At 66.1% G+C, this 25,507-nt stretch carries 28 protein-coding genes and 1 pseudogene; 2 read left to right on the top strand and 27 right to left on the bottom strand.

Features of this window, described 5'->3' with window-relative positions:
* Positions 1–436: 436 nt before the first annotated feature.
* The 16 genes and pseudogenes from lgt to hisD all read right to left on the bottom strand — a co-directional run.
* Positions 437–1,348 (bottom strand): annotated as a pseudogene (gene lgt, locus DFR67_RS16100) (prolipoprotein diacylglyceryl transferase); the annotation flags it as partial.
* Between the two features lie 8 nt (positions 1,349–1,356).
* On the bottom strand, positions 1,357–2,184 hold the full coding sequence (gene trpA / locus DFR67_RS16095; RefSeq protein ID WP_110470679.1) for a tryptophan synthase subunit alpha: 828 nt from the start codon (positions 2,182–2,184) through the stop codon (positions 1,357–1,359).
* A complete protein-coding gene (trpB, locus tag DFR67_RS16090; RefSeq protein WP_110470517.1) occupies positions 2,177–3,451 on the bottom strand; it encodes a tryptophan synthase subunit beta in 1,275 nt (424 codons plus the stop codon). Before trpB ends, trpA begins: the two co-directional genes overlap by 8 nt.
* A gap of 16 nt (positions 3,452–3,467) precedes the next feature.
* Positions 3,468–4,286 carry an indole-3-glycerol phosphate synthase TrpC gene (gene trpC, locus DFR67_RS16085; protein ID WP_110470516.1) on the bottom strand — a complete coding sequence of 273 codons (819 nt, stop codon included), beginning with the start codon at positions 4,284–4,286 and terminating at the stop codon, positions 3,468–3,470.
* Between the two features lie 148 nt (positions 4,287–4,434).
* Positions 4,435–5,202, bottom strand: coding sequence for a Trp biosynthesis-associated membrane protein (locus DFR67_RS16080; protein ID WP_110470515.1), 768 nt, complete (start codon positions 5,200–5,202; stop codon positions 4,435–4,437).
* Positions 5,195–6,757, bottom strand: coding sequence for an anthranilate synthase component I (locus DFR67_RS16075; protein ID WP_110470514.1), 1,563 nt, complete (start codon positions 6,755–6,757; stop codon positions 5,195–5,197). Before DFR67_RS16075 ends, DFR67_RS16080 begins: the two co-directional genes overlap by 8 nt.
* Positions 6,758–6,782: 25 nt before the next feature.
* Positions 6,783–6,965: a tautomerase family protein gene (locus tag DFR67_RS16070; protein WP_110470513.1), complete on the bottom strand. Its 183-nt coding sequence runs from the start codon at positions 6,963–6,965 to the stop codon at positions 6,783–6,785.
* Between the two features lie 55 nt (positions 6,966–7,020).
* Complete coding sequence (gene hisI / locus DFR67_RS16065; protein WP_110470678.1) at positions 7,021–7,377, bottom strand: phosphoribosyl-AMP cyclohydrolase; 357 nt, start codon at positions 7,375–7,377, stop codon at positions 7,021–7,023.
* Between the two features lie 43 nt (positions 7,378–7,420).
* On the bottom strand, positions 7,421–8,194 hold the full coding sequence (hisF, locus tag DFR67_RS16060; protein WP_110470512.1) for an imidazole glycerol phosphate synthase subunit HisF: 774 nt from the start codon (positions 8,192–8,194) through the stop codon (positions 7,421–7,423).
* A complete protein-coding gene (locus DFR67_RS16055; protein ID WP_245937988.1) occupies positions 8,191–9,045 on the bottom strand; it encodes an inositol monophosphatase family protein in 855 nt (284 codons plus the stop codon). The genes hisF and DFR67_RS16055 overlap by 4 nt, the downstream gene beginning before the upstream one ends.
* A gap of 13 nt (positions 9,046–9,058) precedes the next feature.
* On the bottom strand, positions 9,059–9,799 hold the full coding sequence (priA, locus tag DFR67_RS16050) for a bifunctional 1-(5-phosphoribosyl)-5-((5-phosphoribosylamino)methylideneamino)imidazole-4-carboxamide isomerase/phosphoribosylanthranilate isomerase PriA (protein ID WP_110470511.1): 741 nt from the start codon (positions 9,797–9,799) through the stop codon (positions 9,059–9,061).
* 6 nt (positions 9,800–9,805) lie between these two features.
* Complete coding sequence (locus DFR67_RS16045; RefSeq protein ID WP_110470510.1) at positions 9,806–10,063, bottom strand: hypothetical protein; 258 nt, start codon at positions 10,061–10,063, stop codon at positions 9,806–9,808.
* Between the two features lie 31 nt (positions 10,064–10,094).
* Positions 10,095–10,739, bottom strand: coding sequence for an imidazole glycerol phosphate synthase subunit HisH (gene hisH, locus DFR67_RS16040; protein ID WP_110470509.1), 645 nt, complete (start codon positions 10,737–10,739; stop codon positions 10,095–10,097).
* Entirely contained in the window at positions 10,736–11,356 is a 621-nt protein-coding gene (gene hisB / locus DFR67_RS16035) for an imidazoleglycerol-phosphate dehydratase HisB (RefSeq protein ID WP_110470508.1), read from the bottom strand. Before hisB ends, hisH begins: the two co-directional genes overlap by 4 nt.
* Positions 11,353–12,477: a histidinol-phosphate transaminase gene (locus DFR67_RS16030; protein WP_110470507.1), complete on the bottom strand. Its 1,125-nt coding sequence runs from the start codon at positions 12,475–12,477 to the stop codon at positions 11,353–11,355. Before DFR67_RS16030 ends, hisB begins: the two co-directional genes overlap by 4 nt.
* Positions 12,474–13,802 (bottom strand): histidinol dehydrogenase, encoded by a 1,329-nt coding sequence (gene hisD / locus DFR67_RS16025; protein ID WP_110470506.1) that lies wholly within the window; start codon positions 13,800–13,802, stop codon positions 12,474–12,476. The genes DFR67_RS16030 and hisD overlap by 4 nt, the downstream gene beginning before the upstream one ends.
* A 116-nt stretch (positions 13,803–13,918) precedes the next feature.
* On the opposite strand from hisD, the gene DFR67_RS16020 reads away from it, so the two are divergent.
* Entirely contained in the window at positions 13,919–14,311 is a 393-nt protein-coding gene (locus DFR67_RS16020; RefSeq protein WP_110470676.1) for a phage holin family protein, read from the top strand.
* Positions 14,312–14,382: 71 nt separating this feature from the next.
* Here the strand turns inward: DFR67_RS16020 and DFR67_RS16015 are convergent, their stop codons facing one another.
* From DFR67_RS16015 to nadA, 3 genes are all read right to left on the bottom strand, one after another.
* Entirely contained in the window at positions 14,383–15,423 is a 1,041-nt protein-coding gene (locus tag DFR67_RS16015; protein ID WP_110470505.1) for an NAD(P)-dependent alcohol dehydrogenase, read from the bottom strand.
* Between the two features lie 139 nt (positions 15,424–15,562).
* A complete protein-coding gene (gene nadC / locus DFR67_RS16010) occupies positions 15,563–16,429 on the bottom strand; it encodes a carboxylating nicotinate-nucleotide diphosphorylase (RefSeq protein ID WP_110470504.1) in 867 nt (288 codons plus the stop codon).
* Positions 16,426–17,445, bottom strand: a complete 1,020-nt coding sequence (nadA, locus tag DFR67_RS16005) for a quinolinate synthase NadA (protein WP_110470503.1) — start codon at positions 17,443–17,445, stop codon at positions 16,426–16,428. The genes nadC and nadA overlap by 4 nt, the downstream gene beginning before the upstream one ends.
* A 190-nt stretch (positions 17,446–17,635) precedes the next feature.
* On the opposite strand from nadA, the gene DFR67_RS16000 reads away from it, so the two are divergent.
* Positions 17,636–18,331 (top strand): NUDIX hydrolase, encoded by a 696-nt coding sequence (locus DFR67_RS16000; RefSeq protein WP_110470675.1) that lies wholly within the window; start codon positions 17,636–17,638, stop codon positions 18,329–18,331.
* Here the strand turns inward: DFR67_RS16000 and DFR67_RS15995 are convergent.
* From DFR67_RS15995 to DFR67_RS15960, 8 genes are all read right to left on the bottom strand, one after another.
* Positions 18,294–18,749: a MarR family winged helix-turn-helix transcriptional regulator gene (locus DFR67_RS15995; RefSeq protein ID WP_110470674.1), complete on the bottom strand. Its 456-nt coding sequence runs from the start codon at positions 18,747–18,749 to the stop codon at positions 18,294–18,296. The two genes, DFR67_RS16000 and DFR67_RS15995, sit on opposite strands and share 38 nt — an antisense overlap.
* On the bottom strand, positions 18,742–20,235 hold the full coding sequence (locus DFR67_RS15990) for an MFS transporter (protein ID WP_110470502.1): 1,494 nt from the start codon (positions 20,233–20,235) through the stop codon (positions 18,742–18,744). Before DFR67_RS15990 ends, DFR67_RS15995 begins: the two co-directional genes overlap by 8 nt.
* A gap of 57 nt (positions 20,236–20,292) precedes the next feature.
* Entirely contained in the window at positions 20,293–20,850 is a 558-nt protein-coding gene (locus DFR67_RS15985; protein ID WP_110470501.1) for a DUF2567 domain-containing protein, read from the bottom strand.
* Complete coding sequence (bsaP, locus tag DFR67_RS15980; protein WP_206186660.1) at positions 20,850–21,086, bottom strand: biotin synthase auxiliary protein BsaP; 237 nt, start codon at positions 21,084–21,086, stop codon at positions 20,850–20,852. The genes DFR67_RS15985 and bsaP overlap by 1 nt, the downstream gene beginning before the upstream one ends.
* Before the next feature lie 14 nt (positions 21,087–21,100).
* Complete coding sequence (gene bioB / locus DFR67_RS15975) at positions 21,101–22,114, bottom strand: biotin synthase BioB (protein ID WP_110470500.1); 1,014 nt, start codon at positions 22,112–22,114, stop codon at positions 21,101–21,103.
* Positions 22,115–22,149: 35 nt separating this feature from the next.
* A complete protein-coding gene (gene bioD, locus DFR67_RS15970; protein ID WP_110470499.1) occupies positions 22,150–22,869 on the bottom strand; it encodes a dethiobiotin synthase in 720 nt (239 codons plus the stop codon).
* 45 nt (positions 22,870–22,914) lie between these two features.
* Positions 22,915–24,057, bottom strand: a complete 1,143-nt coding sequence (locus tag DFR67_RS15965; protein ID WP_245937987.1) for an 8-amino-7-oxononanoate synthase — start codon at positions 24,055–24,057, stop codon at positions 22,915–22,917.
* A gap of 67 nt (positions 24,058–24,124) precedes the next feature.
* Positions 24,125–25,417 (bottom strand): adenosylmethionine--8-amino-7-oxononanoate transaminase, encoded by a 1,293-nt coding sequence (locus DFR67_RS15960; protein ID WP_110470497.1) that lies wholly within the window; start codon positions 25,415–25,417, stop codon positions 24,125–24,127.
* Positions 25,418–25,507 lie beyond the last annotated feature (90 nt).

Genomic DNA, 25,507 nt, shown 5'->3' with positions numbered 1-25,507 from the left:
TCGCCGTGGTGCGACTGCCGATCATATCAGGCAAGCAAGAGGTGAGCAGACCCTAAACGGACTGGTCGTCTCCACCGGTTGCGGTGTCCGGCTTGGGCTTCCGATACGGTTTGGCCGCGGAGTCGAGCTTTGACCCGGCAGGCGCCTCGGTATCGACGTCCGCGGACTCGGCAGCCTTGGCTTCGGTCGCGGCGGGCTTGGCTTCGGTCGCGGCGGGCTTGTCTTCGGTCGCGGCGGGCTTGGCCTCAGCAGGCTTGGCTCCAGCAGGCTTGGCCTCGGTCTTGGTCTCTGTTTCGGTCTTGACCCCTGTGTCGGTCTTGGTCCCTGTGTCGGTCCTGGTCTCTGTTTCGGTGCTGGTCCCTGCCAACTTGGTCTCGGGCTCGACAGTCTGCGTTGCGGCCTTGGCCGGTTTCGTCTTCGTCGCTACAGGAGCCTCGTCCTCGAAGAAGCCGTCGACCGGGTCCTCACTGAGCGCGGGATCCGGTCCGCTGCCCGGGTGATAGATCTCGGCCGGGGTCTCGCGACCCTTGGGCGCGATCACCACGTAGATGGCGGCACATGCGAACACGATGGCCGCGGTGAAGAGGTTGATGCGGATACCCCAGAGCAGCGTCGCGGTGTCGGTGCGCAGCGTCTCGATGACGAACCGCCCGAGGCAGTAGCCGGCGACGTACAGGGCGAACAACCGCCCGTGCCCGATCCGGAACCGACGATCGATGTAGACCAGTGCCAGTACCACCAGCACGTTCCACAGCAGTTCGTACAGGAACGTCGGTTGCACCACGGCGTACACCACACCGGTGGATTTGCCGTCGATCAGGCCCGGGCTCGTGAAGCCGGACGAGTCCGAGCGCTCGAAGATCTCCAGACCCCACGGCAGGTCGGTGCGGTCGCCGTACAACTCCTGGTTGAAGTAGTTCCCGAGTCGGCCGATCGCCTGAGCCAGCAGGATGCCGGGTGCTATCGCGTCGCCGAACGGAGGGAGTTTGATTCCCGCCCGGCGGGCACCGATCCAGGCACCGAGCGCGCCGAAAGCCACAGCACCCCAGATGCCGAGTCCGCCGTCCCAGATCTTGAGGGCGTCCATCGGGCTCTTCGGTCCGTCACCGAAGTAGGTACTCCAGTCGGTGGCGACATGGTAGATCCGACCACCGATCAGACCGAAGGGCACTGCCCAGATGGCGACATCGAGAACTTCTCCGTCGCGGCCACCGCGGGCCACCCAGCGTCGGTTGCCCCAGAAGATGGCAACGACGATCCCGACGATGATGCACAACGCGTAGGCCCGTAGTGGGAACGGGCCCAGATTCCACACACCCTGCGACGGACTGGGGATGTAGGCCAGCACCTCGGTGCTCACGAATGGACCTCGGCACTCTCTGTGTGTCCGGCGCGGACACCCTCGGCCAGTTCGGCGGTGAGCGCGCGAAGCGCGTCAGAACTCTCGGCCACTGCGCTGACCAACGCGGATCCGACGATCACGCCATCGGCATAACCGGCGATCTCGGCGGCCTGCTTCTTGTTTCGCACGCCGAGGCCGACACCGATCGGGATGTCGGAGTGCAGTCGTACCCGGGCACAGAGCTCGGGCGCCATCGTCGAGACGCTGTCTCGAGCACCGGTGACGCCCATCGTCGAGGCGGCGTATACGAACCCACTGCTCGCTTCGAGGGTCATCGCGAGCCGCTCCTCCGTCGACGACGGAGCGACGAGGAAAATCCGGTCGAGGTGGTGCTGGTGGGAGGCGGCGATCCACTGGTCGGCCTCTTCGGGAATCAGGTTGGGAGTGATCAAACCCAGGCCGCCGGCTCCTGCCAGATCGCGGGCAAATGCGTCGATACCGTACGCCAACACCGGATTCCAGTAGGTCATCACCACGGCGTTGCCACCGGCCTCGGAGATCGCCTCCACGGCCTTGAAGACGTCTTTGACGCGAATACCCTGACGCAGCGCTTGTTCGGCGGCTTCCTGGATCGTCGGTCCGTCCATCACCGGATCGGAGTACGGGACCCCGACCTCGATGATGTCGCATCCGGCCTCGACCATCGTGCGCATCGCGTCGAGCGAGCCCGGCAGGTCGGGGTAACCGACCGGCAGGTACCCGATGAGGGCGCTGCGCTTTTCCTCACGGCACCGGGCGAACAGCGGTCCCAGCCGAGATTCGGCCGAGGGGGTTTCAGGCATGACCATCCACTTCGAAGAGTCCGAACCACTTGGCGGCGGTGTCGACGTCTTTGTCGCCACGCCCGGACAGGTTGACCACGATGATCGAGTCGGCGCCGAGTTCGGGGCCCAGTTTGAGCGCTCCGGCCACGGCGTGGGCCGACTCGATGGCGGGGATGATGCCCTCTTTGCGGCTGAGCAGAGCGAGCGCATCCATGGCCTCGGTGTCGGTGATCGGCCTGTATTCGGCGCGCCCGATGTCCTTGAGGTATGCGTGCTCGGGTCCCACGCCCGGGTAGTCCAGACCCGCGGAGATCGAGTGCGATTCCGTCGTCTGCCCGTCGTCGTCCTGGAGCAGATACGAATAGGCCCCCTGGAACGCACCCGGCGTTCCGCCGGCGAAGGTGGCGGCGTGCTTGCCGGTCTCGACACCGTCGCCGGCCGCCTCGTAACCGATCAGGCGTACATCGGAGTCGTCGAGGAACGGGTGGAAGATGCCGATGGCATTGGAGCCGCCGCCGACGCACGCGACCACGGCGTCGGGCAACCGTCCCGCCGCACGCTGGATCTGTTCCCGGGTCTCGAGGCCGACCACGCGTTGCAGGTCGCGCACCATCGCCGGGAACGGATGGGGCCCCGCGGCGGTGCCGAAGCAGTAGTACGTGTCGTGCGCGTTGGTGACCCAGTCGCGCATCGCTTCGTTGATGGCGTCTTTCAACGTCGCCGAACCCGTTTCCACCGACACGACCGACGCGCCCAGCAGCCTCATCCGGGCGACGTTGAGAGCCTGCCGTTCGGTGTCGACCCGGCCCATGTAGATGATGCATTCCTGGCCGAGCATCGCGCATGCGGTCGCCGTTGCCACCCCGTGCTGACCGGCACCGGTCTCTGCGATGACCCGGTTCTTGCCCATCTTCTTCGCGAGCAGCGCCTGCCCGAGAACATTGTTGATCTTGTGGGATCCGGTGTGATTCAGGTCTTCTCGCTTGAGGAAGATCCGTGCGCCGCCGGCCAGCTCGGACAACCTGGTGGCCTCGTACAACGGTGAGGGCCGACCGGTGTAGTCGCGCTGCAGCCGATCGAGTTCGCCGAGGAACTCGTCATCGGAGCGGACCTTCTCGTACGCCGCTGTGACCTCTTCGATGACGGCCATGAGCGCTTCGGGTACGTGCCGTCCACCGTAGACACCGAAGTGGCCACCACGGTCGGGTTCCAGCGAGGTACGGCTGACAAGGCCGGCGCTGGCGGAAGGTAGATCGGAAAGGGGTGCGGGAGACGACGACGTCATAAGTGAGACTCAGTGCCTATCGGACTGGTTTGGGGCAGGACGGGTGTGTTCCGGCGGTGACGAGTTCGGAGACGGCCGCACGTGGATCACCGGAGGTGACCAGGCCTTCTCCGACCAGTACCGCATCGGCACCGGCACCGGCATAGGCCAGCAGGTCGGCGGTGCCACGGACGCCGGACTCGGCGATTCGGATCACCTGGGAAGGCAGTCCGGGAGCGATCCGGGAAAAGCTGTCGCGATCGACCTCAAGAGTCTTGAGGTTGCGGGCATTGACTCCCACGACAGACGCACCCGCCTGCAGAGCGCGATCTGCCTCTTCCTCGGTGTGTACCTCTACCAGCGCTGTCATGCCGAGTGACTCGGTGCGATCGAGTAGCGCCGAGAGCACATTCTGCTCGAGCGCCGCGACGATCAGCAGGATGACGTCCGCGCCATGGGCACGCGCCTCATGGATCTGGTACGGACCGACGATGAAGTCTTTGCGCAGGACAGGGATCTGCACGGCGGCGCGGACCGCGTCCAGATCTGCGAGTGAACCGCGGAACCGGCGCTCCTCGGTCAGGACGCTGATGATCCTGGCGCCACCGGCTTCGTAAGCGGACGCCAAAGCGGCCGGATCGACGATGTCGGCGAGGTCGCCTTTGGAGGGGCTCGCCCGCTTCACCTCGGCGATGACCCCGATGCCCGGCTCGCGCAGAGCGGCTGCGGCATCGATGGGGTCCGGAGCTGATGCGGAGGCTGCCTTGATCGCGGCGAAGTCGATCACTGATTCGCGGGCAGCCACATCGGCCTTGACTCCGGCGAGTATCGAGTCGAGGACGGTTTGCGTGCTCATGATCAACCCCTTTCTGGCGCGACTGACGAGGTTGCGCCCTGCTTGGTCATGGACACGGCTGCTCGTGTTTTCAGTACACAAAGGGTAGCTGCGGCCGTGTTAGACGAAGATTCGGGGTACCGCCAGTGTTCGTGAGACCTGTCACTTTTCATCGGTCTGCAGGACCGATCGTCGGATCGTCACCGGTGTCGAGTGCGTCCCAGAGCAAGCGTTCGTTGTTTCCGGGGTCTTCTTCGGCGGCGGGCGACGGCGACGGCGCCGACTCGGGTCCCCCATCGCGGTCGGCCTGTGCCGCGGCTGCGGCCTTCTCGTCGGCAGCCCGCTGGGCGAAGACCTGCTCTTCGAGTTCGGCCCGCCGAGCCGCCGGTGACTTGTATTTCGACGACATCGGCGCATCGCGAGCTGCTATCTGCAGCATGACAACAGCTCCCAGAACCGCGAACAGGGTGCCGAGACAGACGATCAAACCGGGCAGGATCGAGGTGTCGACCTGAACAGCCTGGTAGCGGTTGGGGAGGTCGATGACGTCGGCGGCGTAGGAGGTGTGATCGTCGCCGGTCAACAGCGTGAGTGCGGGCAACAGGCCGAGTACGGCCACGGCGGCGACGATGATCGCCGTCAGCCGCAAGGCCCATCCACGCAAGGAGGCCGACGCGGCGATCCCGGCCAGGAGCACCAGCGCGAGCGGGGTCAGCAGCGGCGTCCAGTCCGATCCCTTCACCGTGAAGGTGCGCGGTGGCGCCAGGCCGTCAGCGCCGATGAGTTCGGCCCAGGTCATTCGTGACGCACTCCAGAAGGCAACGGCGGCGAGTCCGAGCAGCACCGCGATGATCCCGAGACGGCGGCCGCGACCGGCCCGGGCGGATGGCGCTGCCGGCGTCGTCGCGGGCCGGGTGGGCTCCGTGGGCTCACTCATGACCGGCCCCGCTCACCCTGGTCATCGTTCCGGCGGCAGCAATGGCCCGCAACACCGCGCTCGCCTTGTTCCTGGCCTCGTTGTATTCGTAATCGGGTTCACTGTCCGCCACGACTCCCCCACCGGCCTGCACGTACGCGCGCCCATCTTTGAGGACCGCCGTGCGGATGGCGATCGCCGTGTCGGCGTCTCCTGCGAAGTCGAGGTAGCCCACGATGCCGCCATACAACCCGCGTCGGGTCTTCTCGTGTTCGTCGATCAGTTCCATCGCGCGCACCTTGGGTGCGCCGGTGAGTGTGCCCGCCGGGAAGCAGGCATTGACGGCGTCGAGTGCGGACTTGTCGGACCTCAGTCGGCCGGTGACCGTCGACACCAGATGCATGACGTGGCTGTAACGCTCGATGTGCCGGTAGTCGCGGACCTCCACCGTGCCGGGTTCGCAGACCCTGCCGAGGTCGTTGCGTCCGAGGTCGACGAGCATCAGGTGCTCGGAGTTCTCCTTCTCGTCCGCCAGCAGGTCTTTCTCCAGCAGGAGGTCCTCGGACTCGTCGGCACCCCGCCACCGGGTACCCGCGATGGGGTGGGTCGTGGCCACCGAATCCTTCACGGTGACAAGAGCTTCCGGACTCGAACCCACGATGGTGAAGTCCGGTCCACCATTACCGGGAACCCGGAGCAAATACATGTAAGGACTGGGGTTGGTCGTGCGCAACACCCGGTACACGTCGATCGGGTCCGCGTCGGACTTCATCTCGAAGCGCATCGAGGGCACCACCTGGAACGCCTCGCCCGCCTCGATCTCCGACACCAGGCTGGTCACGATAGTCCCGTACTCTTCGCGGCTGCGTTGCGCCTCGAACTCGGGCACCGCGCTGCGGTACGTGGAGACGGTCGAGGCAGCGGGGGTCGCCAGCGCCGCGGTCATCGTGTCCAGACGCGCGAGCGCGTCGGCATACGCATTCTCGGCTCGATCGTCGGTCCCGTCCCAGTTGACGGCGTTCGCGATCAGGGTGATCGTGCCCTCGTGGTGGTCGACCGCAGCGATGTCGGTCGCTAGGAGCATCAGCATCTCCGGCAACTTCAGATCGTCTTCGGTGGTGTCGGGGAGGCGTTCGAGGCGCCGCACCGCGTCGTAGGCGAGGAAGCCCACGAACCCACCGGTCAGCGGCGGTAGCCCCGGGAAGCGATCGGTCGCGAGAATTCTCAGGGACTCTGCCAGGGCAGCCAGCGGGTCACCGCCCGACGGGGCGCCTACCGGCTGCGTGCCCCACCACTGCGCCTGGCCGTCCACAGAGGTCAACGCCGCGGGCGAGCCTGCTCCGATGAACGACCAGCGCGACCAGGAACGCCCGTTCTCCGCTGATTCGAGCAGGAACGTCCCGGGTCGGTCGCCGGCAAGTTTTCGGTAGGCACCCAGTGGCGTCTCCGAGTCTGCGAGGACCTTGCGGGTCACCGGTACCACTCGGTGATCGGCGGCCAGTTCGAGGAACTGCGCCAACGTGGTGGTGTCTGGGAAGCCGCCTGCAGCAGCTGCGGCGGTGGTCTTGTTCGGCATCGTCACCTAGTCTCCCAGCCCGCCATTATTGCCCGAGCGGCTCCCCGCCCACGCCCCAGTGCGAGCGCGGGACCTCGGTGATCGTGACCCACACCGAATCGGGGTTCTTGCCGGTGGCCCGCGCGTAGGCGTCTGTCACCGCTGCGATGGTTTCGCGCTTCACGCGGTCGCTGAGGCCTGGGGTCTGAGAGATCTGGATCAACGGCATCGTCTGGTGCCCCTCACTGTTGTCGCGCGGAAGTCGATGGATGGTGGTCGGAAGATCACGAAGGCCCCGAGATCGTTGTGAACAAGACGTTTGCGTCGAAACAGGTGTGATCGCCGGTGTGGCAGGCCGCGCCGGTCTGTTCGACGGTCAGGAGCACGGTGTCGCCGTCGCAATCGAGGCGGACCTCGGTGACCTTCTGGGTGTGACCGCTGGTCTCCCCCTTGATCCACTGTTTGCCGCGCGAGCGCGAGAAGTAGGTGGCTTCACCGGTCTCCAGGGTGCGGGCAAGTGCATCGTCGTCCATCCACGCGACCATCAGCACCTGGCCGGTGCCTGCCTCCTGCACCACGGCGCAGACCAGTCCGTCGGTGTTGCGTTTGAGCTGCCCGGCGATGTGGGCGTCCAGTGGCATGTCCATCAGCTCCTCGTGCGAAAAATAGTGCGCAGTACGGTGTTCAGCGCACCGGGATGTGTTCGGCCCGCAGGGCGTCCTTGACCTCGCCGATGGTGAGTTCGCCGAAATGGAAGACCGAAGCAGCCAACACCGCGTCAGCCCCGCAACGCACCGCAGGTGGGAAATGTTCCACCGCCCCGGCGCCGCCGCTGGCGATCACGGGCACCCCGACCGCCGCGCGGACCGCGGCGAGCATCCTCAGGTCGAAACCGTTCTTGGTCCCGTCGGCGTCCATGGAGTTCAGCAGGATCTCGCCGACACCGAGGTCTTGACCGCGCCGAGCCCACTCGACCGCATCGATGCCGGTCCCCTTACGCCCACCGTGTGTCGTGACCTCCCACCCCGAGGGGGTGGGTGCATCACCGGCGGGCACTGTGCGCGCGTCGACGGACAGGACGATGCACTGCGAGCCGAAATGTCTGCTCATCTCCCCGAGCACGTCGGGGTTGGCGATCGCGGCGGTGTTCACGCCCACTTTGTCGGCACCCGCCCGCAGCAAGATGTCGACGTCGGCGACGGTTCGGACACCGCCACCGACGGTCAGCGGGATGAATACCTGGTCTGCGGTACGCCGCACGACGTCGAGCATCGTGCCGCGATTGCCGCTCGACGCGGTGACGTCGAGGAAGGTCAACTCGTCGGCGCCCGCCGCGTCGTACGCCGCAGCGAGCTCCACCGGATCGCCCGCATCCCGGAGGTTTTGGAAGTTGACACCTTTGACCACGCGGCCGTCGTCGACATCGAGACACGGGATCACCCGAACAGCGACGGTCATCGGTACTTCTCCTCGGGTGGTGTGAAATTGCCGGGTTCGCCGAGCCTGCCGATCAGCTGCAGCAGTTCTGCGTGCACGCCCGGGCTCGCGGCGATGATCGAGGGTGACGTGACCGACCAGGGCCTGCCCTCGATGTCGCTGATCTGCCCACCGGCGGCCAGCACCAACGCGGCTCCGGCGGCATTGTCCCAGGCGTGATGCCCGAAACTCACTGCGCCGCCGAGTGATCCGCTCGCAGTGAGGGCCAGGTCGAAGCCGGTGCTGCCGAACAATCGCAGTCGCGCGGCCCGCCTGCTCAGCTCGCCGAGTAGTTCGAGCCGGAACGCGCCCGGATACCGCCCGCGGCTCGCGATGTTGAAGGCACCGAACGCGAGCATCGCCTCACTCAGGGAGAGGTCGGGCATCGGGGCGACGGGCTTGCCATTGCACGTGAGACCGCTGCCGACGAGACCCGCATAGTGCAGCCCGGACATCGGCAACCACGTCAGGCCCAGGACCGGTTGGCCGTCGTGGACGAGTGCGAGCAAGATTCCCGCGATGGGCAGCCCGGCCGAATAGTTGTACGTTCCATCGATCGGATCCACGACCCAGACGGTCCCCGTGCTCAGTTCCGGACCGCCGAACTCCTCACCGTGAACCCCGACGCCAGTGCGCTCGGAGAGCTCGGCGGTGATGATCCGTTCGAGTTCGAGGTCGAGTTCGGTGGCAAAGTCGTTGTGTCCCTTGACCACAGCACTGGGAGCGCCGACGCCGGAGAGAAAGCGGTCAGCCACCGAGTCGAGGACGTCGACCGCCGTCGCCAGCAGTCGCTCGGGGTCCAGGCCTGCAGGCAGCCCGCTGGTGGACCTCACGAAGGGGCCGTGGTCATGAAGAGACCGCCGCCAATGCCTCCACCAAGGTGAACCGACCGGCGTAGAGGGCCTTGCCGACAATCGCACCCTCCACGCCCTCACCGACGAGTCCGGCGATCGCGACAAGGTCCTCGAGAGTCGAGACCCCACCCGACGCCACCACCGGTGCATCGGTTTTCGCGGTCACCTCGCGCAGCAACTCGAGGTTGGGTCCGGTCAAGGTGCCGTCCTTGGTGACATCGGTGACCACGTAACGGCTGCAACCGTCCCGCTCGAGTCGCTCGAGGACGTCCCACAACTCGCCGCCGTCCGACACCCAGCCACGTCCGCGCAGACGGTACGAGCCGTCGACGAACTGAACGTCGAGTCCCACGGCGATGCGATCGCCGTACTCGCCGATCGACCGCGAACACCACTCCGGGTTCTCCAGCGCGGCAGTGCCCAGGTTCACGCGTGCACAACCGGTGGCCAGCGCCGCCTTGAGCGAATCGTCGTCACGGATACCGCCGGACAACTCCACCTTCACGTCGAGTTCGTCGATGACACCGGCGAGCAGTTCGCGGTTGCTACCCCGCCCGAACGCGGCGTCCAGATCCACCAGATGCACCCATTCGGCACCGTCGCGCTGCCACGTCAGCGCCGCGTCGCGCGGTGAACCGTAGGAGGTTTCACTGCCGGCCGCGCCCTGCACCAGGCGCACCGCCTGGCCGTCGGCCACATCGACCGCCGGAAGCAGTTCAAGTCGGGCGTTCATGCTGTGTCAATCTCCCTCAGTTGTTGATGTCGGGTCGGATTCCGCGCGCATCTGGTCGGCCGCGCGGTCGACCATCCGGTTGGCAACGATACCCATCGCGGCCACGGCGAGGACGAGCGCCAGAACTGCCACGATCAGCGCCGCGACGGGTGAGAGCTGAGACAGTCCGATCACCACCGGAATCGAGATCGCCAACACCAGTGCACCCGCCCCGAGAGAGAACAGGGCGAGCCGGGCGAACGAGAAGCGCCGTTGCTGCGTCATGGAGCGGGGGGCACGTCGGGCGCGATCGCGCTCATCCGAGCGACCGGACCCAGTTGCTCAGCAGCCGCGCACCTGCGTCACCGGACTTCTCGGGGTGGAACTGGGTGGCGGACAGCGGACCGTTCTCGACTGCCGCGAGAAATCTGCCACCGTGTTCCGACCAGGTCAACTTGGCCGGTTTCAAGGGTCCATCCGCGGCCAGTTCCCAGTTCTGCGCCGCATACGAATGCACGAAATAGAACCGCTCATCTGCGGGCATTCCCTCGAACAAGACCGAATCCGGTGCGCTCTCGACGGTGTTCCAACCCATGTGCGGCAGAACCGGCGCGGGCAGTGCGGTGACCGTCCCCGGCCATTGACCGCAACCGTCCGCCTCGACGCCGAACTCGACGCCGCGTTCGAACAGGATCTGCATACCCACACAGATCCCCAGGACCGGACGGCCGCCCGCGAGTCGCTCATCGATGATCCGATTGCCCTTGACCTCGAGCAGACCGGCCATGCAGGTGGCGTAAGCGCCGACGCCGGGCACCACGAGTCCGTCGGCCTCGAGCGCGACCTTCGGTTCCGACGTGACCGTCACCTGTGCGCCGGTCCGCTCCAGCGCCCGCTGCGCGGAACGCAGGTTGCCGGACCCGTAGTCGAGGATCGCGACCGTGCGGTCGCCCGCGCTCACAACGTGCCCTTCGTCGACGGCACACCGGTAACCCTTGCATCGGGCTCTACCGCCGCGCGCAAGGCCCGGGCCACGGCTTTGAACTGCGCTTCGGTGATGTGGTGCGGATCGCGACCGTAGAGCGTGCGCACATGCAATGCGATCTGGGCGTTCATGGCGAGACTCTCGAAGACGTGCTTGTTGATGACCGTGTGATACGGCACCCCTGGGTTACCGCCGATGGTGGTGGTCAGCAGGTGGTCGGGCTCGCCGCTGAACACGCAGTAGGGCCGGCCCGAGACATCCACGATGGCCTGGGCGAGGGTTTCGTCCATCGGGATCCATGCATCGCCGAAGCGCCGGATGCCCTTCTTGTCCCCGAGGGCCTGGCGGATCGCCTGGCCGAGCACGATCGCGGTGTCCTCGACGGTGTGGTGAGCCTCGATCTCCACGTCACCCTTGGCCGCCACGGTGAGGTCGAAGCTCCCGTGCGCGCCGAACGCGGTCAACATGTGGTCGTAGAAGGCAACACCGGTGGAGATGTCGGTGTTGCCGGTCCCGTCCAGATTGATCTCGACGGTGATCGCGGATTCGCGCGTGGTCCGCTCGATCCGCGCCACCCGTGGCGAGTTGCTCATGGTTCTCCTACCAGGTCGGTATGTGCGAGTTCTGCGCTCCGCGCGAGAAGCGCATCATTTTCGGCGGGTAATCCGATCGTCGCACGCAGATGTCCCTCGATATGCATGTCCCGGATCAACACCCCGCCGTCGAGGTAGTGCCGCCAGCTCGCAGTGGCGTCGGCGAACCGGCCGAACAAGATGAAGTTGGCGTCGGAGGGGACCACGTCGTATCCGTAACCCGTCAACGCCGCGACCACCCGCCGGCGTTCCGAGACGATCGCGGCGACCCCCGCAAGGGTGTCGTCCGCGTGGCGCAGGGCGGCGCGCGCGGCCGCCTGGGTGACCACCGACAGGTGATACGGCAGGCGCACGAGGAGCAGGGCGTCGATGACCGCGGGATCAGCTGCCAGATAACCGAGGCGGCCACCGGCGAAAGCGAAGGCCTTGCTCATCGTCCGGCTCACCACGACGGTCGCGGGGAACTCGCTGATCAACGCCACCGCGCTCGAGCCTTGCGAGAACTCGCCGTACGCCTCGTCGATGATGACGATGCCCGGCGCCACCGTGGCAACTGCGCGCATCTCGTCGAGAGTGATCGAACCACCGGTCGGGTTGTTCGGCGAGGTGAGGAACACGACGTCAGGCCGGAGTTCCTCGATGGCCGACAGGGCACCTGTGAGATCGAAGGAAAAATCAGCGTTGCGGGTGCCGTCGATCCAGGTGGTGTCGGTGCCGGTGGAGATGATGGGATGCATGGAGTACGACGGGACGAACCCGAGCGCACTGCGACCCGGGCCTCCGAACGCCTGCAGGAGCTGCTGCAAGATCTCGTTCGAACCGTTGGCGGCCCAGAGGTTCGCGGCGTCCAGGTCGACGCCCGTACGAGCACTGAGGTACCGAGCCAGATCGGTCCGCAACGCCACCGCGTCGCGGTCCGGATATCGGTGCAACTGCGTGGCCGCCTCACGCACCGACACTGCGACATCGTCGATCAGCGCCTGAGATGGCGGATGCGGGTTCTCGTTCGTGTTCAGCCGGAATGGCACATCGAGTTGTGGTGCGCCGTAGGGCGATTGTCCCTGCAGCGACCGACGCAACGGCAGATCGTCCAGAGAGATCCGACTCGTGGTAGGCGTCACTCGGCGCCTCCCCCCGCGAAACGAACCCGCACCGCTTCACCGTGCGCGGGCAGATCCTCGGCCTTGGCCAGGGTCTGGACGTGGCCGGAGACCTCTTTGAGTGCGGCCTCGTCGTAGTCGATGACGTGGACGCCCTTGAGGAACGTCTGGACCGACAACCCGGAACTGTGCCGTGCCGAACCCGAGGTCGGCAGCACGTGATTGGAACCGGCGCAGTAGTCACCGAGACTGACCGGCGAGTAGTCGCCGACGAAGATCGCACCCGCGCTGTGGACCCGCGCGGCCACGGCAGATGCGTTTCGCGTCTGGATCTCGAGGTGCTCGGCGGCATAGGCGTTGACCACCTGCAGACCCTGATCGACGTTGTCCACCAAGATGATCCCTGATTGGGTACCGCCGAGCGCCTCACGGACGCGCTCGCTGTGCTTGGTCCGCTGCACCTGGATATCGATCTCGCGGTCGACCGCGCCGGCCAGAGCCTCGCTGTCGGTGACGAGGACCGACGCAGCCATCACGTCGTGCTCGGCCTGGCTGATCATGTCGGCAGCGACATTGACCGGGTTGGCCGAATCGTCGGCAAGAATGGCGATCTCGGTCGGACCCGCTTCGGAGTCGATGCCGACAACGCTGCGACACAGGCGTTTTGCTGCGGTGACATAGATATTGCCGGGCCCGGTGATGAGGTCGACCGGCTCGAGGTCGGCGCCATCGGTGTCCGTACCGCCATAGGTCAGCAGTGCCACGGCCTGCGCTCCACCGACCGCCCAGACCTCGCTCACGCCGAGCAGCGCGCACGCCGCGAGGATTGTGGGGTGGGGCAAGCCGCCGAATTGCGCCTGCGGCGGCGAGGATACGACCAGGGTGTCGACGCCTGCCTCCTGAGCGGGAACCACATTCATCACCACGCTCGACGGGTAGACCGCATTGCCGCCGGGCACGTAGAGACCGACTCGACTGACCGGGATCCACCGTTCGGTGACGGTGCCGCCCGGACTGACCTCGGTGGTCACATCGGTGCGGCGCTGGTCGGCATGGACGCGGCGCGCCCTGTCTATCGACTCGGTCAACGCGGCACGGACGTCAGGGGCTACGTCGGCCAGAGCCTGTTCGATGCGCTCCGCCGGCACCCGAACCGTGTCAGGCGAGACACCGTCGAACTTCTGGCCGAACTCGAGAGCTGCGACGGCGCCGCGCTCCCGGATCGCGTCTATGACCGGCCTGACCTGCTCCAGGACGGTGTCGACATCGGTGGCGCCGCGCGGCAGCGCCCGGCGGAGCTGGGCGGTGGTGGCATTGCCGCCGCGAAGGTCGGTGCGGGCAAGCATGGACACTGACTCCTGACAATTGGTCGACGATCCACAGTTCGCCATGGACTGACCTCAAGGATATGCGGTCCGGCCAGCCGTTTTCACCGGCGGTCCACACCACTACGATTCTCCGCATGGTCTTTGCTGCCCGACTCCTGATCAACGCCGTCGCCATCTGGATCGCTGCCGCACTCGTCGGAGGTATTTCGATCGCCACCGACGGACGCGACACCGGTGCCCAGATCCTGGTGGTGCTGTTCATCGCCCTGGTCTTCACCATCGTCAACACCGCGATCAAGCCGATCGTGCAGCTGCTCTCCCTGCCGCTGCTCATCCTCACCCTCGGCCTGTTCACCCTGGTCATCAACGCGCTGATGTTGCTGCTGACGGCGTGGGTCACCGAGACCACCGACTTCGGGCTGAGCGTCGACGGCTTCTGGACCGCGGTGTGGGGATCGATCGTGATCTCGATCGTCAATTTCCTGCTCGGGGTTCTCGTGCCCGACCGCGACCGAGCCGACCGCTGACCTCCCGATAATGGGTCGTTCTGGCGACGCCGACCTGCGGTTTTGGTCGCCAGAAGGCCCCATTATCGGGGCTACAGCGTTGTGTTGTCGATGACGAAGCGGTAGCGGACGTCGGAGGCGACGACACGTTCGTAGGCCTCGTTGATCTGGTCGGCGGAGATGACCTCGATCTCGGCACCGATGTTGTGCTCCGCGCAGAAGTCGAGCATCTCCTGGGTCTCGGCGATCCCGCCGATCATCGAGCCGGCGAGCGAGCGGCGGTTCGAGACGAGCGAGAACGCCCGCACAGAGATGGGCTTCTCCGGCAGACCGAGCTCGACGAGCGTCCCGTTGATGGCCAGCATCGACATGTACTTGTTGATGTCGAAGTTCGCCGACACTGTGTTGAGGATGAGGTCGAACTTGCCGCGGAGTGCCTTGAAGGTGTCGGGGTCGTCGGTGGCGTAGTAGTTGCTCGCTCCGAGGCGGAGGCCGTCCTCCATCTTCTTCAGAGATTGGGAGATGACGCTGACCTCGGCGCCCATGGCGTGGGCGATCTTGACGCCGACGTGCCCGAGCCCTCCGAGCCCGATGACGGCGACTCGTCTACCCGGTCCGGCGCCCCAGTGGCGCAACGGCGAGTACGTGGTGATGCCTGCGCACAGCAATGGCGCCGCGACATCGAGGGACAGCGAGTCGGGGATCCGCAGGACGTAGTTGGCGTCGACCACCACTTCCTGGGCGTAGCCACCCGTGGTCGGTTTCCCGTCGGAGCCGATCGCGTTGTAGGTGCCGACATTGCCTTTCTCGCAGTATTGCTCCTGGCCGAGCAGGCAGGGTTCACACTCGCGGCAGGAGTCGACGAAACATCCCACGCCGACCCGGTCCCCGACCTGGTACTTGGTGACCTCGGACCCGATCTCGGCGACGGTGCCCGCGATCTCATGACCGGGTACGACGGGGTAGCGCGTGCCACCCCACTCGTCGCGCGCAGTGTGGATGTCGCTGTGACAGATTCCCGCGAAGGCGATGGCGATGCGCACGTCGGACGGACCGACGTCACGCGTCTCGATGGTGGTCGGCGCCAGAGGTTCGCTCGCGGACGGCGCGGCGTAGGCATTGATTGTCGGCACGTGTTCTTACCTCCGGAATTCGGGTGGGATGGGCGGAACCGCCGAATTCGAGCCTACATACGCATGAGCGCATGAATGACGATTGCGAGAAGTGCCACAACGCGGAATAACGCGGTCTGCTGCTACTACTCGCCGACCGTCACCCGCCGACCCAGTCGAACCCGACGTCGAGGGCGGTCACCGAATGGGTGAGGCCTCCCACCGCGAGGTATTCGACACCCGTCTTGGCGTACGCCTGCGCGACGTCGAGGGTGAGCCCGCCCGAACTCTCCAGTTTCGTCGACGGGGACTTCGTATTGCGACGTTGCACCGCCATCTGCGTCTGCCACAACGGAAAATTGTCCAGCAGAACGAGTTCTGCGTTGAGCGCCAAGGCTTCGTCGAGTTGCTCGAGACTGTCGACCTCGACCTCACAGTCGATGTCGGGCGCCGCGGCACGCACGGCGTTCAGCGCTGCCGTGACCGACCCCGCCGCTGCGACGTGGTTGTCCTTGATGAGGGCGGCGTCGCCGAGACCCATCCGGTGGTTGTGACCGCCACCGCATCGCACCGCATATTTCTGCAGTGCACGCATGCCCGGCAAAGTCTTTCGGGAATCCCTTATCTGCGCCCCGGTATCCGAGACCTCCGCGACCCAGAGGGCCGTGGCGCTCGCGATACCGGACAGGTGACAGAGCAGGTTCAGTGCCGTGCGTTCGGCCACGAGTAACCCGGCCACCGGACCACGCACGGTGGCAATCGTCGTGCCCGGTTCGAGTTCGGAGCCGTCGTGGAGTCTGTCGAGGACTTCGTACTCGCCGGCACCGACGACCACGTCGAAGACCTCGAGTGCAACGTCGAGTCCTGCCAGGACACCGTGTTGCCGGCTGGACAGCACCGCGGTCGCCACCGCGCCCGCAGGAACCGTTGCGGCCGTGGTGATGTCGGGCCCGTAACGTAGGTCTTCATCCAGGGCGGTCGCGATCAGGGTCGCAACCTCCGCGGTGCCGGCGGGGTTGCCCGTCACTCCCCTGTCCCGGGATTGCCGATTTCGATCATCCGCTGAACACTCAGCTTCGCCCGCGCCGCGACATCCGGTGCCACATGCACTTCGTCTTTACCCTCACGCAGGCAGCGCAACAGCGCAGCCGGGGTGATCATCTTCATGTACGGGCATGACGCGCGGTCGTTCACGGCCTGGAAGTCCACATTCGGTGCGGCCTTGCGCAGTTGGTGCAGCATTCCGACCTCGGTCGCGACGAGAACCTGGGTCGCGCCTGTTTCCCGCGCGGCGTCGAGCATGCCACCGGTCGACAGGATCTTCACCTTGTCGGCGGGCACGAAACCTTCGCCTGCGAGGTAGAGAGCCGATGTGGCACAACCGCATTCGGGGTGCACATACAGTTCCGCATCGGGGTGTGACTGCGACTTGGCGGTCAACTCATCGCCGTTGATCCCGGCATGCACGTGGCACTCGCCCGCCCAGATCTGCATGTTCTGCCGTCCCGTGACGCGCTTGACGTGAGCGCCGAGGAACTGGTCGGGCAGGAACAACACCTCTTTGTCCGGGTCGATCGAGTTCACGACGTCGACCGCGTTCGATGAGGTGCAGCAGATGTCGGTGAGCCCCTTCACCTCCGCTGTGGTGTTGACGTACGAGACGACCACCGCATCGGGGAAGTCGGCCTTCCATGCGCGCAGGTCATCGGCAGTGATCGAGTCGGCGAGCGAACACCCTGCCCGCTCGTCCGGGATCAGGACCCGCTTGTCAGGGCTCAGGATCTTGGCGGTCTCGGCCATGAAGTGGACGCCGCAGAAGATGATCTCGTCGGTCTCGGCCTCTGCTGCGATGCGCGATAGTGCGAGTGAGTCGCCCACGTGATCGGCGACGTCCTGAATGGCAGGCAACTGATAGTTGTGGGCCAGCAGGGTGGCGTTGCGCTTCTTGGCGAGGCTCTTGATCTCGGCAAACCATTCGGGCGTCGGCTCGACCCCGGTATGGGCGGGTTCGGTCGAGGAGAGCGTGAGTGACGTGGTGGTCATGACAACCACCTCCTGTTCATGGCGCCGGTCATCAGGTGGCCGGCCTGGGCGTCTGGGCTGGGTTTTCGACTATAGATCGAAAACTTGTCCCCGATGGTAGCACTGCGGTGATGTGGGGCCGATCACCGTCGCGCGTCAGGTCACCTCGACCGGTCCGGCACCGGGCTGTCGAGCCACTACACTCGCAGCCATGCCTGCGCCCAGTGTCCTCCACGAGGTCCTGTGCGCCGTATTCCAGGTTCGCGAGCACCACGTCGGCGAAGCCCCCCAGTTGTCGGTGCTGTTGTGGCAACGCGCGTACGACCCGCAGGCCGGTTCGTGGTCACTACCCGGCGGCCTTCTACACGCGGATGAAGACCTCAGGACATCCGCGCTTCGCCAACTCGCGGACAAGGTCGATGTCCGTGAGGTCGCACACCTGGAACAGCTGACGGTGTTCTCCGCACCCGCCCGCATTCCGGGGCCACGGGTGATCGCGTCGTCGTACCTCGGCATGGTGCCCTCGGATTCGCGACCGAATCTGCCCCCCGACACCCGATGGCATCCGGTGGCGCTGCTGCCCCAGATCAGCTTCGACCACAGCAAGATCATCGAGCGGGCGCGATCGCGGCTCGCCGCGAAACTGTCGTACACGAATATCGCGTTCGCACTCGCGCCGCCAGAGTTCTCGATGTCGGCGCTGTCCGACATCTATTGCGCCGCACTCGGTTACCCGGTCGATTCGACCAACCTTCTCCGCATCCTGTCGCGCCGCGGCGTGATCACCGCAACGGGAACAGTCGGCCGGACCGGACCGAGCGGTGGACGGCCACCGGCGCTGTATCGCTTTGCCGACAACCGGTTACGGATCACCGACGAGTTCGCGACGCTTCGTCCGCCGCCCTGACCGGCGAGACCTGATGTAGCTTTTTCAAAAGGCCACCCAGAGTGGATAATTCCGCATCCGACAGCGCCTCGAAAGCTGATGGGGCAGGATCGCCGATTGATCTGACCGACTCGAGGAGTTCGCGTCCGGACCCGGTCAACGACACGATCTTCGTTCGACGGTTGGCGGGGTCCACTTTCCGGTCGACCAGCCCCCGCTCGGCGAGATCGTTGACGGCGACGGTGGTCGCGGGTGCGTCGAGCGTGGCCGCGGCCGCCAGGGCCTTGACCGACAGCGGGCCGTCCACCAGCCGGCTGAGCACGCGAAATCTACTGAAAGGCAGCCCACTACGATCGATCACTGCTCGGCGCCAGGTATCGCGATTGCCGTGCACCAGCGATGCCATCAGCTGCCAGACCTCGTCGCGGCGTTCACTCATCACTGCTCCCGCGAGCCCGCCTGGCAACAGTGGGTTGCACGATCGGTTCTTCGTCCGACTCTGCGAACAGCGTCGCAACCCGCTTCGTGGTAGATGCCGACGTTGCGGTTGTCGAGTAGAACCCGAGCGCAGCGATGCCGAGCGCCAGTCCCACCGCCACCCACCACAACGGGGCCATGTCGCCCACCGCACCCGCCGAGTTCGCGTCGGCGGCGATGACCGATCCGGCGAGCGTTCCCGACAGCGCGACTCCCAGACTGATCCCGACCTGTCGGCTGGTCGATGCGATCGCCGACGCGGCCCCGGCACGATCCCGCGGCATCCCACTGACTGCGGCCGTAGTGATCGGCGGATTGACCATGCCGAACCCGATACCGAACAACCCGAACACCGCGAGCAATTGCCAGTTGGGCGTGAACTGTCCCAGTTGGGTCAGTGCAGCCGACGCCACCGCCAGCAGTAACCCGGCAACCACCAGAGAAGGCCGGGTCCCGTATTTGCCCACCAGTCGGCCCGACAGGGGTGAGAACACCAGAGTTCCGGCGGCGATGGGGAGGAACATCAGACCCGTCTGCACCGGCGAATAGTCACGAATGCTCTGCAGGTAGATCGACATCATGAACAAGAACGCGCCGTACGCGGCAAAGGCGAACACTCCGATCACGGTTGCACTTGCAAACGGGATACTTCGAAAGAAGCGAAGCTCGATGAACGGTTCATCGCGGCGTAGTTCGTAGCGGCAGAAGGCCACACCGGCCACGATGCCGACAGTGAAGATCGCGATGGTTCGCGGATCGCTCCAGCCCAGGCCTGGGCCCTCGATCAACCCGACGATGATGCCGACCATGGACACGATCGCCAAACCCTGACCGATGGGGTCCAGCCCTCGGACCTTCGACGACTTCGACTCGGGCACGACGAGTGCCGTCGCGACGAGGGCGATCAGACAGATCGGCAGGTTGACCCAGAACACCGATTCCCAGCTGAAAGAGTCGATCAGCAAGCCGCCCACCATCGGCCCCAGTGCCATCGAGATCCCGACCACCGCGCCCCAGACCCCCACCGCTCTCGCTCGCTCGACGCGGCCGGAGAACGTCTGCGTGATGATCGACATCGCCACCGGGTTGAGCATGGAACCGCCGACCGCCTGGAGAAAACGGGCTGCGATGAGAACTTCGATGGTCGGCGCCAGACTGCACAGCAACGATCCGAGCGCGAACGTGCTCAACCCGATCTGGAAGACCCGACGCCGCCCGAAGCGATCCGCCATCGTCCCGGACAGCAGCAGCAAGCTCGCCAGGACGAGCGTGTAGACGTCGATGACCCACTGCAACTGCGACGACGTGGCGTCGAAGTCGCTCCGTATGGACGGGATGGCGACATTGACGATGGTGGCGTCCATCGAGACGATCAGCAGACTGAGGCAACAGGTCGCCAAGATCGCCGCCTTACGGCGCGGACTGAGCGTGCCTGTAGTTGAGTTCACCTAACTATTGTGAAACTACAACTGTTGCCGGGGCAAGGTCCTCACCTGTGCGATGGCTCACTCGCCGGTCGAGGCAGAGGCCGCCGAGGATGGATGGCCGAGATCGGCTTCTCGGTTCATCACGACGAGCAGGAAGTACGTCACCAGCGCGGTCAGTGGTGCGACCGCCAGCAACACCCACGACACGCTCAGCCCGCCCAGCGCCTCGAGGTGCGCGCCGTCGATCCGAAGAGTCGGTGGCTGAGTGAACTCACCGCCGACCGCAACACCGTCCCGACCGGAAACCCGTTGTCGTGCAACAGCATCGCCCACCCAGACCGCGATGATCCCCGCCGCGACCGCCCCAGCGGACAAGCCTGCGACCCCAAGGGGGCCGCGCAGCACAGGCGGATACCAGAACACGATCGCCAGGACGACGCCCGCCGCGAGCGCGAGGCAGAAGAAGCGCGCGATCGCCCCGAACTCGGCTGTCGCGTCGCCGATGGCGACCGCCCGGCCATCGTCGACGACGCGACCTTCGATACCTGGTGTCAGCAAGGCCCAGGTGACGCCCCAGATGATCCCGGTCGCCGCCACGCCCGTCGCCGCGAACAGCCCGGACCGACCATTGCCCATCAACGCTGTGTCAGCTCCACGGAGTCGACGGTACCGTGCCGAGAACAGCGGGCCGACCAGCCGTCGGGGCGCACCTGTACCACCATCCGACGTCCGCACTGACCGCAGTAGCGCGGCGGCTCCAAACCCAATTGCGCTGCACGCGGGATGGATTGCGGATCCTCGACGTCCAGTTTCACCCCGGTGTACACCCCGAACACCAACGGCGCCGCCAGTGGCGTCGGGATGTCGCTCACGAGTGGGCTCGCGCTCAAATCGAGTCGTTGAGGGCCTTGATCGGCATCTGCAACTCCTCGAGCAGATCCAGATCGGTCTCGGCCGGGCGACCGAGGGTCGTCAGGTAGTTGCCCACGATGACCGCGTTGATGCCACCGAGGATGCCCTGCTTGGCACCGAGATCGCCGAGGGTGATCTCGCGGCCACCGGCAAACCGCAAGATGGTGCGGGGCAACGCCAACCGGAACGCGGCGACCGCTTTGAGAGCTTCTGCGGCCGGCAGGACGTCGAGGTCGCCGAACGGGGTGCCCGGTCGCGGGTTCAGGAAGTTCAGGGGAACCTCGTCGGGATCGAGTGCCGCCAGGTCTGCAGCGAACTCGGCGCGTTGCTCGAGCGACTCGCCCATGCCCAGGATGCCGCCGCAGCAGACCTCCATGCCGGCCTCGCGAATCATCTTCAGCGTCCCGAAACGCTCTTCCCAGCTGTGGGTGGTGACCACATTCGGGAAATGCGACCGCGCGGTCTCGAGGTTGTGGTTGTAGCGGTGCACCCCCATCGCCTTGAGCTCGTCGACCTGCTCCTGGGTCAACATGCCCAGGCTGCAGGCGATCTGGATGTCGACCTCCGCGCGAATGGCCTCGATACCCGCCGCGACCTGAGCCATCAGACGCTTGTCCGGGCCGCGGACCGCCGCCACGATGCAGAACTCCGTGGCACCCGACTTCGCAGTCTGCTTGGCCGCCTCGACCAGCGCCGGGATGTCGATCCACGCGCTACGCACGGGGGACGCGAACAAACCCGATTGCGAGCAGAAATGACAGTCCTCAGGACAGCCACCGGTCTTGAGGGAGATGATGCCTTCCACCTCGACCTCGGGTCCGCAGTGCTTCATCCGCACATCGTGGGCAAGCTGCAGCAGGTCCGTCAGCCGGTCATCGGACAACTGCAGAATCTGCAGCACCTGCTCCTGGCTCAAACCCTCACCGCGTTCCAACACCTGCTCACGCGCGACGTCGAGAATGTCCGTGCGTACTGGCGCCTGGGTCACGTTGGGCCTCCCTCTCGTCATGACACTTTGCGGTCCTAGTGTGCCCTATCACCTGCGTCGGCGGACTTGGGGTGCACCACAAGCCGCGACAGCCAACCGGCGTCGAACCATTCGGGCGCTCGAGCGCCGAAACGTTGCCGGTCCAAAGAGCCGGCGCCTGCCGGGATCCTGCCGACGATGGGGACTCCCGTGACCAGCGGCAGGTCCTCGAGATTGCACCGCTGCGCGAGATCGGGTTCGTCAGGCCAGGAACCGATGACGATGCCGGCACATTCGAGGCCCGCAGCGCGAATGGCACGGACGGTCAATTCGGTGTGGTTCAAGGTGCCCAGTCCGGCAGCGGCAACCACCACCAACGGCGCGTCCAGGCCGGCCGCCACCTCGAGGATCGTGATGTCCGGCGCCAGGCGCACCAGCACTCCCCCGGCGCCCTCCACGAGGACCAGATCTCGGTCGTCGAACTCGGACACCGCCGACAACATGGTGGAGAGGTCGGCGAACGGTGCACCCTCCCGGCGGGCGGCGCGGTCCGGCGCGAGAGGGTCGCGGTACCGATAGCTCTCCGCGGTGGCGGTGACCCCGCTCAGCCGACTCACCTCGGCGAGGTCGCCCGGCTCGCCTGGCCCCACCCCGGTCTGTGCGGGTTTACAGACGGCAACGGAGGCGCCGGCACCGATCGCCGCGGCCGCGAGCGCTGCGGTTGCGACCGTCTTCCCGACATCTGTCGAGGTGCCGGTGATCACGAGTCTCACGATGGCGCTCCACTCGCGGTTGTTTCGGAACGCTCGGCGCGACGCATGTCAGATTTCGGCGAGGACGGCGTTGACGACCTCGGCGACGTTCGTGATGTCGTCATCGGTGAGGTCGGCTCGGACCGTCAACCGCAAACGCGATGTCCCGGGTGGAACCGATGGCGGCCGGAAACAGCCCACCAGAACTCCACGGTCCCGGCATCGCTGCGCAGCATCGAGGGCGCGCCCCGGGTCACCGAGGACGATCGACACCACTGCGGCCTCAGGGACCTCTCCGCCGCAGAGCTGGGCGAGGCGTGCGGCATTCGACCGCACCCGAACCGCGAGTTCAGGACGGTGCCGCAACAGGGTCAATGCTGCCTGCGCGGCACCCACAGCTGCCGGAGCGAGTCCGGTGTCGAAGATGAAACTCCGGGCTCGGTCGATGAGGTGATCGCGGACCGCTGACGACCCGAGCACCACACCTCCTTGCGAGCCGAGCGATTTGGACAGGACCGCGGTCGCAACGAGATCCGGCGCTCCGGACAGTCCCGCTTCGTGCAGCACCCCGCGGCCCCCGGCGCCCCGGATGCCGAGTGCGTGGGCCTCGTCGACGAGCAGGACCGCGTTGTGGTCGCGGGTCGCCGCGTACAGCTGGGTCACCGGCGCGATTGCACCATCGATGGAATACACGGAGTCGGTGACCACCATGGCGCGCTCTTCGGCTCGGCCACCCAGTTCGCGACGGACTGCAGCGTGATCACCGCGATCGACCACCACCACCCGTGCGCGCGAGAGGCGGCATCCGTCGATCAACGAAGCATGCGCGCCGCCGTCGCTGATGATCAGGTCACCACGCCCCATGAGCGCTGATACCGCCCCGACGTTCCCCAGATACCCGGACGAGAACACCAGGGCCGACTCGTACCCCAGGAAAGCGGCGAGGTCGTCCTCGAGGTCGCTGTGCAGTGTGGTGGTCCCGGTGACCAACCGCGACGACGTGGCGCCGCCACCCCACCGTTCGAGGGCGTCGCGCGCGCCGGCGATCACAGACGGCTCACGGGACAGCCCGAGGTAGTCGTTGGACGCCAGGTTGAGCAGGTCACTGTCAGCGGCACGCGGCATCAACGTGCGATGCAGGCCCGCGGCCTCGCGCACATCCGCGGCCTCGTCCAGCCAGCTGAGCGCGGTCGCCGTATCAGGAGATGTCATCGGGTTCACTGCCAAAGAGCGTCTCATAGGCGCGGTCGTCGACCGGCACCCACCACTGACCTTTCGGTCAGACACTCTCGTCAGGTCGGATCACCGCGGCGACCGCCGCGCCGATACCACCGACGATGATGTCGAGGTCGTCCTCGGAGCAGATGAAAGGCGGCATCGTGTAGATGAGGTCGCGGAAGGGTCGCAGCCAGAGTCCCGCCTCGACCGCCGCATCGGTCGCGGGGCCCATGTCGACCGGCTCATCGAGTTGTACGACGCCGATGGCGCCTTTCACCCGGACCTCCCGAACCCCCGGCAGCCCGGCCAGTGGCGCCAAACCCGTGGTCAATCGCTCTTCGATGTGCGCCACCCGCTGTTGCCAGGGCGAGGCCAGCAGGAGTTCGGTCGAGGCCAGCGCCACCGCACAGGTCAGCGGATTGGCCATGAAGGTCGGGCCATGCGCGAGCACCCCGACCTCGGAACGGGAGATGGTGTCGGCAATCGCACGAGTGCACAGTGTTGCGGCCATCGACAGGTAACCACCGGTGAGCGCCTTGCCCAGGCACATGATGTCGGGTGAGACCCCGGCATGGTCCGCGGCGAACAACGCACCGGTGCGTCCGAACCCGGTGGCGATCTCATCGAAGATGAGCAACAGCCCGTGCTCGTCGCAGATCCGGCGCAGTTCGGTCAGGTACTGCGCGTCGTGGAATCTCATGCCGCCGGCGCCCTGCACCACCGGCTCCACGATGACAGCGGCCAGTTCGTTCGAGTGCGCGGTGACCAGGTCTTCCAGATGTGTGACGTAATCGGCCGAGAATTCAGCGGGTGGTGCGTCGGCGAACACCTGCGGCGTCAGCACGTCCGTCCACAGGGTGTGCATTCCGCCCTCGGGATCGCACACGCTCATCGGGGTGAAGGTGTCCCCGTGATAGCCGCCGCGCCAGGTCAGCAACCGGGTGCGCCGCGGCTCGCCCCGCGCCCGCCAGAACTGCAACGCCATCTTCACCGCAACCTCGACCGACACCGATCCCGAGTCACAGAAGAACACGGTGCGCAGTGGTTCCGGCGTGATCTCGACCAGGAGCTCGGCCAGCCGAGCGGCCGGTTCGTGGGTCAGACCGCCGAACATGACGTGTGCCATCGCGTCGAGCTGGCGGCGTGCGGCGTCATCCAGAACCGGATTCGCATAGCCGTGGATGGCGGCCCACCACGAACTCATCCCATCGACGACGCTCGTCCCGTCGGCGAACGTCAGCCGGACACCGGCTGCCGACCGCACCACCCGGGGCGCCGGATCGGGATGCGGCAGGGTCCCGTAGGGGTGCCAGATCAGTTCGGAATCGATGCGCGCGATCTCCCGCGCCGACAACGGTGCTCGGGGGTTCGAAAACTCGGGCAATGGGGGCACTGCTCCACCTTAGTGAGCCCCGTCCGGCGTTCCCGGCCGGGGATTCTAAGC

Source organism: Williamsia limnetica (assembly GCF_003217475.1).
In the GTDB taxonomy this organism is placed as follows: domain Bacteria; phylum Actinomycetota; class Actinomycetes; order Mycobacteriales; family Mycobacteriaceae; genus Williamsia; species Williamsia limnetica.
This window is presented reverse-complemented; position numbering and strand designations above follow the sequence as displayed.